Genomic DNA, 980 nt, shown 5'->3' with positions numbered 1-980 from the left:
GCCGTGGTGTTCCGCTACGCGCCCGGCCGCGGGCAGGAGCATGCCAAGGCGCTGCTGCAGGGCTACCGTGGCATCGTCCAGTGCGACGGCTACGCCGCCTACAAAGCACTAACCACCGGCGGGGATGTGACGCTGGCGTTCTGCTGGGCGCATGTGCGGCGCGGATTTTACGACCTGGCCAAAGGCGGCGCGGCGCCGATCGCCACCGAAGTCCTGCAACGCATCGCCGCCCTCTACGCCGTCGAGGCGGAGATCCGCGGCCGTCCAGCCGCGGAACGCCTGGCGGTGCGCCAGGCCCGCAGTCGGCCGCTGGTGGCGGAGCTGTTCACCTGGCTCGACGCCCAGCTCGGGCGCCTGCCGCGCAGCAGCCCGACGGCGGAGGCGATCCGCTATGCGATGAACCACCGGAAGGGGCTGGAGCAGTTCCTCGACGACGGCCGTATCGAGATCGACAACAACACCGTGGAGCGGGCCATCCGCCCCATCTGTCTCAGCCGCAAGAATGCGTTGTTCGCCAGCGGCGACGATGGTGGTGCAAGATGGGCCGCCGTCGCCTCTCTGGTGGAAACCTGCAAACTGAACGGCGTGGATCCGCAGCGCTATTTCACCGACCTGCTGACCCGGCTCGTCAACGGCTGGCCCAACAGCCGCATCGACGAACTCATGCCCTGGTGCTTGGCCAAAACCGATGAGCAGACGTCAAGCGCTGCCGCGTAGGGTCTCCAGGCAGCGCTTACGCCCAACGTAATGCCGGGCCACGATGCGCAGCACCTCGGCCACGTGGTGGCCGGCCGCCGAGGGCCGGCCCCTTGCCGTCCCGTCGCCCGCCCTCTCGTACAGGAAGCGGATCGCCGCCTGGGCGCGCTCGAGCGGCACCACCAGGTCGCGCAGCGAGGCGATCTCCGCCGCGGCCACGGCGCCGCTGGCCACCAGGGCGCTGGCCGCCCAGCGGGCATGGGCCAGGCGCAGCGCCACGGTGG

Annotated in this window: 1 protein-coding gene and 1 pseudogene; one reads left to right on the top strand and one right to left on the bottom strand. The window is 70.5% G+C overall.

Annotated features, from left to right (window positions below):
• On the top strand, window positions 1–717 hold a 717-nt coding region (gene tnpC, locus ROTAS13_RS25015), incomplete at its 5' end, for an IS66 family transposase (RefSeq protein ID WP_139323591.1).
• Here the strand turns inward: tnpC and ROTAS13_RS27605 are convergent.
• A pseudogene (locus ROTAS13_RS27605) lies at window positions 700–980 on the bottom strand (hypothetical protein); the annotation flags it as partial. The gene tnpC and the pseudogene ROTAS13_RS27605 overlap by 18 nt on opposite strands.

Origin of the sequence: Roseomonas sp. TAS13 (genome assembly GCF_001950415.1) — a bacterium.
GTDB classification, from domain to species: Bacteria; Pseudomonadota; Alphaproteobacteria; order Acetobacterales; family Acetobacteraceae; genus Roseomonas; species Roseomonas mucosa.
The sequence above is the reverse complement of the archived record's forward strand: the minus strand, read 5'-3'. Positions and strand labels throughout refer to the sequence as shown.